A 6,466-nucleotide genomic window follows, 5' to 3' on the forward strand; every position below is an offset into this window, starting at 1 on the left:
CCCCACCAGCAATCCATCCTCCAGCCAACACGCAACCAACAAAAAAGCCACCCTTTCGGGTGGCTTTCAGTGTTTTGCTTCTCTCGATTCATCATCATCAGATGACAAGCTCGATCAAAGCAAAACTTGTTAGGAATGAAAAGTTTTATCCTGGCATTGAGCTATTTTTGCAGGAAGCTACCCTCCAACTATCTTCGCCGCTACTGCGTTTCACAACCGAGTTCGAGATGGATCGGAGTGGGGCCACAGTGCCATGAACACCAGGAAATAGACTTTTCATCCTCAGGTGAACCCTGAGAACTGCATAAGCTAGTCATCCTATCCAAGTTATCTCATTGCTGACAAGCGCAAGCCTGCTGCATTGAGTCATCTCAAGGTGACGTCTGGAAACAATGCATCCCTGGTCTCCTCAGCAAGGAGCCAAGTGTTGGTCAAGCCCTCGGTCTATTAGTACTCCTCCGCTTCACCTGTTACCAAGCTTCCACGTAGAGCCTATCAACGGGTGTTCTTCCCGTGACCTTACTGGCTTAAGCCATGAGAACACTCATCTTGAGGTGGGCTTCCCACTTAGATGCTTTCAGCGGTTATCCTCTCCGCACATGGCTACCCAGCGTTTACCGTTGGCACGATAACTGGTACACCAGAGGTGCGTTCCTCCCGGTCCTCTCGTACTAGGGAGAACTCCTCTCAATGTTCTTACGCATGCACCGGATATGGACCGAACTGTCTCACGACGTTCTGAACCCAGCTCGCGTACCGCTTTAATGGGCGAACAGCCCAACCCTTGGGACCGACTTCAGCCCCAGGTTGCGATGAGCCGACATCGAGGTGCCAAACCTCCCCGTCGATGTGAACTCTTGGGGGAGATCAGCCTGTTATCCCTAGAGTAACTTTTATCCGTTGAGCGACGGCCCTTCCACTCAGAACCGTCGGATCACTAAAGCCGACTTTCGTCCCTGTTCGACTTGTAGGTCTCACAGTCAAGCTTGCTTCTGCTTTTACACTCGTCGGCTGATTTCCAACCAGCCTGAGCAAACCTTTGCGCGCCTCCGTTACCTTTTAGGAGGCGACCGCCCCAGTCAAACTGCCCACCTGATACTGTCCAGCCCCCGGATAACGGGTGGCTGTTAGAACCCTAGCTCTGAAAGAGTGGTATCTCACCGTTGACTCCGCATGACCCGCAAGCCATGCATCAATGTCTCCCACCTATCCTGCGCATTCAGAGCCCGGGCACAATACCAAGCTACAGTAAAGCTTCATAGGGTCTTTCTGTCCGGGTGCACGTAGTCCGCATCTTCACAGACAATTCTATTTCGCCGAGCCTCTCTCCGAGACAGCGCCCAGATCGTTACGCCTTTCGTGCGGGTCGGAACTTACCCGACAAGGAATTTCGCTACCTTAGGACCGTTATAGTTACGGCCGCCGTTCACCGGGGCTTCAGTCGCCAGCTTCGCTTTCGCTGACCAGCTTCCTTAACCTTCCGGCACTGGGCAGGCGTCAGCCCCCATACATCGTCTTGCGACTTAGCGGAGACCTGTGTTTTTGGTAAACAGTCGCCTGGGCCTCTTCACTGCGACCACCTTGCGGTGGCACCCCTTCTCCCGAAGTTACGGGGCCATTTTGCCGAGTTCCTTAGAGAGAGTTACCTCGCGCCCCTCGGTATTCTCTACCACCCCACCTGTGTCGGTTTCGGGTACAGGCCGTCATGCCTTAACGGGTATAGGGCTTTTCTTGGAAGCTTGACATCACCCACTTCGCTGCCGTAGCAGCTCGTACTCACGCCTCAGCTCGGGATGTTTTCACCACCCCTCAACGCCTCGAACGCTTGAACCAGTAACCAACATCTGGCTGGGCTAGCCTTCTCCGTCCCCCTTCCCAAAACATGACAGGTACAGGAATGTTGACCTGTTGTCCATCGACTACGCCTTTCGGCCTCGCCTTAGGTCCTGACTAACCCTCCGCGGACGAGCCTGCCGGAGGAACCCTTAGGGTTTCGGGGCATGGGATTCTCACCCATGTTTTCGCTACTCAAGCCGACATTCTCACTTCCATGCAGTCCACGCCCGCTTACGCTAACGCTTCACCCCACATGGAACGCTCCCCTACCATTTAACAAGTTAAATCCGCAGCTTCGGTACAATGCTTAGCCCCGTTCATTTTCGGCGCAGGATCGCTCGACCAGTGAGCTATTACGCACTCCTTTGAGGATGGCTGCTTCTGGGCAAACCTCCTGGTTGTCTGGGCAATCCCACCTCCTTTATCACTCAGCATTGATTTGGGGACCTTAGCTGGCGGTCTGGGCTGTTTCCCTTTCGACCATGGAGCTTATCCCCCACAGTCTGACTGCCTAGTTTCACACAGGGTATTCAGAGTTCGTCTCGATTTGGTACCGCTCTCGCAGCCCGCACCGAAACGGTGGCTTTACCCCCCTGCTATAGCACTAGACGCTACGCCTCAACGTATTTCGGGGAGAACCAGCTAGCTCCGGGTTCGATTGGCATTTCACCCCTAACCACAGCTCATCCGCTGATTTTTCAACATCAGTCGGTTCGGACCTCCACTTGGTATCACCCAAGCTTCATCCTGGCCATGGTTAGATCACCCGGGTTCGGGTCTATAAACACTGACGATCGCCCTATTCAGACTCGCTTTCGCTATGGCTCCACCATTCCCGGTTTAACCTGCCAGTGCCTATAAGTCGCCGGCTCATTCTTCAACAGGCACGCGGTCACCCGATCAGTCGGGCTCCCACTGCTTGTAAGCTCACGGTTTCATGTTCTATTTCACTCCCCTCCCGGGGTTCTTTTCACCTTTCCCTCGCGGTACTGTTGCGCTATCGGTCACACAGGAGTACTTAGCCTTACGAGGTGGTCCTCGCAGATTCACACGGAATTCCACGTGCTCCGTGCTACTCGGGATACAGCTAGGCCAGTTTCGCTTTCGTGTACGGGGCTTTCACCCTCTATGGCGCGCCATTCAAACGCTTCCACTAACGTCCCTGGTCCACGTTGCTGTCCCACAACCCCGATGGTCGAAACCATCGGTTTAGGCTCTTCCCCGTTCGCTCGCCGCTACTTAGGGAGTCGTTTTTACTTTCCTTTCCTCCAGCTACTAAGATGTTTCAGTTCGCTGGGTTGGCTCGAGCCGCCCTATGTATTCAGGCGGCCGTTCTAGGGGTTGCCCCATTCGGAAATTCCCGGATCAAAGCGTGTTTCCAGCTCCCCGAGACTTATCGCAGGTAACCACGTCCTTCATCGCCTCTGTGTGCCAAGGTATCCACCGTGAGCCCTTTGTAGCTTGACCAATGTATCCCAACATTGCATTGCTGCCTTGAATCGCAGATTCTCTCGGATTCACCTCTTCATCACAAAATAAAGACAATTCTCATTGCCTTTGCCTTTGTCATGAACGGTTTGAATGCCAAAATCAAACCTCTCCCATCTCGGCGATGATTGAGGAACAATGCTGGGTCTCGGCTCTTGCTCAAGAACTTCTCGATTCGCGCTTCAAAAGTTTCTCTCGAAACCCTTCAGCAAAAATCGAGCATCCATGAGATGCTTTCATTTCCAGACTTTACTTATGCAGTTGTCAAGGTTCGGCTGAACATCAGAGCATGATTTTTGACTTATTCAGTCTCAAATCATGCTGCTAGAGCTCAGCGTCCTTTCAACTGGATGGCAATTCCATCTCAAATGAAAAGAAGCTGAATTCTTGATCAGCGGACATGTCTCGTCACACCGTGGCATGGCTCGGGTTCCTTCTCCTGCTTTCGCTGTGAAGGGTTTGGTCAGTGGAGGTTAGCGGACTCGAACCGCTGACATCCTGCTTGCAAAGCAGGCGCTCTACCAACTGAGCTAAACCCCCAAACACGAATGGGCCATCCTGGACTTGAACCAGGGACCTCACCCTTATCAGGGGTGCGCTCTAACCACCTGAGCTAATGGCCCAGGAGTTTTACCTTTCCATTAAGCTCCTCCCTTTCGGGATTCACTCGCTGTGGGGTGTGACCTAGACAAAGTTTAGGAACTGAAAAGACGCCTCAGACAAGTCTTCAATCACATCCATCGCTGGATATGATTTCTGCTTTCTGATTTGCCAGCTGAGGTACCGATCGACCTTCGAGATGACAGGATTGTGGCCTAAGACAAAGTTGCTACTTAGATTTTCATCCTCATAGCGCTCAGACATCACAATCAGTTTTGTCTCCCTGTTAGGAGGTGATCCAGCCGCACCTTCCGGTACGGCTACCTTGTTACGACTTCACCCCAGTCATCAGCCCCACCTTCGGCGTCCTCCTCCCTTACGGGTTGGAGTAACGACTTCGGGCATGGCCAACTTCCATGGTGTGACGGGCGGTGTGTACAAGGCCCGGGAACGTATTCACCGCAGTATGCTGACCTGCGATTACTAGCGATTCCTCCTTCACGTAGGCGAGTTGCAGCCTACGATCTGAACTGAGCCACGGTTTATGGGATTTGCTAGCTCTCGCGAGTTTGCTGCCCTTTGTCCGTAGCATTGTAGTACGTGTGTAGCCCAGGATGTAAGGGGCATGATGACTTGACGTCATCCACACCTTCCTCCGGTTTATCACCGGCGGTCTCTCTAGAGTGCCCAACTGAATGCTGGCAACTAAAGACGTGGGTTGCGCTCGTTGCGGGACTTAACCCAACATCTCACGACACGAGCTGACGACAGCCATGCACCACCTGTCACTGCGCTCCCGAAGGCACTCCCAAGTTTCCAAGGGATTCGCAGGATGTCAAACCCTGGTAAGGTTCTTCGCGTTGCATCGAATTAAACCACATACTCCACCGCTTGTGCGGGCCCCCGTCAATTCCTTTGAGTTTCACACTTGCGTGCGTACTCCCCAGGCGGAACACTTAACGCGTTGGCTACGACACCGAGGGGGTCGATTCCCCCGACACCTAGTGTTCATCGTTTACGGCCAGGACTACAGGGGTATCTAATCCCTTTCGCTCCCCTGGCTTTCGTCCATGAGCGTCAGTTATGGCCCAGCAGAGCGCCTTCGCCACTGGTGTTCTTCCCGATATCTACGCATTTCACCGCTACACCGGGAATTCCCTCTGCCCCTACCACACTCTAGCCCAGCAGTTTCCATTGCCTGGATGGAGTTAAGCTCCACTTTTTAACAACAGACTTGCTGGGCCGCCTGCGGACGCTTTACGCCCAATAATTCCGGATAACGCTTGCCACTCCCGTATTACCGCGGCTGCTGGCACGGAATTAGCCGTGGCTTATTCCTCAAGTACCGTCATGTCTTCTTCCTTGAGAAAAGAGGTTTACAGCCCAGAGGCCTTCGTCCCTCACGCGGCGTTGCTCCGTCAGGCTTGCGCCCATTGCGGAAAATTCCCCACTGCTGCCTCCCGTAGGAGTCTGGGCCGTGTCTCAGTCCCAGTGTGGCTGATCATCCTCTCAGACCAGCTACTGATCGAAGCCTTGGTGCGCCATTACCACACCAACTAGCTAATCAGACGCGGGCTCATCCTCAGGCGAAATTCATTTCACCTCTCGGCATATGGGGTATTAGCGGCCGTTTCCGGCCGTTATCCCCCTCCTGAGGGCAGATTCCCACGCGTTACTCACCCGTCCGCCACTAGCCCGAAGGCTCGTTCGACTTGCATGTGTTAAGCACGCCGCCAGCGTTCATCCTGAGCCAGGATCAAACTCTCCGTTGTATTCACTGTTCCTTTAAATCAATTCATCAAAGCCTTTAGCCTTAGCTAAACTCTTAAACTCATCGATCGCAAACAATGCCGTCTACGCCCAAAATCATCAACCTCTTCAAAACCACACTCGCGTATCGCTTCTTCAAAGCTCATGCTTTCAGTCGTGACCTCCTTCCTTGGAAGGGTTCGAGAGCGCATCTACAATCAAGCAATCTTGCTTTCGCCTCATTGCTCAATGTTCAATGACTTTCCAAATCACTCAGATCCGGTCGCTTCCTCGTAAACCGAAACTTGCATCCCTATTCGCATCGTGAGAACGCAAATAGAAACATCTCAGCTCACTCAGTCGCTTGTTTCTTTTTGACGGGACCTCACACCTTTGCTGCACGTTCGTCACTCCCTCCAAAGGCAGCGCTTCCGCGCTCTCCTCCTTCAGTCATGACGCAGCAAAAGCGTCAGTTCCTAAACTTTTTAGTTGTCCAGGTGCGCCTCCCCCTTCTTCAGGGTTCGGCTCTCGCGGCTTCCTCAGCCGCTTTCAAAACTTACAGCATCGTCGGCTCGCGCCTCCTTCTCCGTAAGCCCTGCAGCGCTCGCCTCTCGGCTCCCGCGCAGTCCAAAAAACTAGCACACAAACTCACCCCCCCGCTTCAACCAAGGCCTCCGCCCATGGCGCGAAGCGTGCCAGCTGCTCGCTATTGCTCGCCGCAAGCACGGGAAAGTCTGTGCTCGCAAGGCTTTCGCCCGCTACTAGTGGGGTGGGACTGCGTTGCAGCCACTGC

The 6,466-nt window shown here is 53.6% G+C and carries 2 tRNA genes and 3 rRNA genes; all 5 read right to left on the reverse strand.

From position 1 onward, the window contains the following. Positions 1-148: 148 nt before the first annotated feature. The 5 genes from rrf to CJZ80_RS14745 all read right to left on the reverse strand — a co-directional run bounded on the left by rrf (position 149) and on the right by CJZ80_RS14745 (position 5,696). Positions 149-265, reverse strand: a 5S ribosomal RNA gene (gene rrf, locus CJZ80_RS14720). 162 nt (positions 266-427) lie between these two features. Next, positions 428-3,303, reverse strand: a 23S ribosomal RNA gene (locus tag CJZ80_RS14725). Positions 3,304-3,791: 488 nt separating this feature from the next. Beyond that, positions 3,792-3,864, reverse strand: a tRNA-Ala gene (locus CJZ80_RS14730). Between the two features lie 9 nt (positions 3,865-3,873). After that, positions 3,874-3,947, reverse strand: a tRNA-Ile gene (locus tag CJZ80_RS14735). A 263-nt stretch (positions 3,948-4,210) separates the two neighbouring features. Continuing rightward, positions 4,211-5,696: ribosomal RNA gene (locus CJZ80_RS14745) — 16S ribosomal RNA — on the reverse strand. Together the 16S, 23S and 5S rRNA genes with 2 tRNA genes alongside form the textbook arrangement of a ribosomal RNA operon. Between the last annotated feature and the right edge of the window lie 770 nt (positions 5,697-6,466).

The sequence above is a fragment of the Synechococcus sp. MW101C3 genome, from assembly GCF_002252635.1.
In the GTDB taxonomy this organism is placed as follows: domain Bacteria; phylum Cyanobacteriota; class Cyanobacteriia; order PCC-6307; family Cyanobiaceae; genus MW101C3.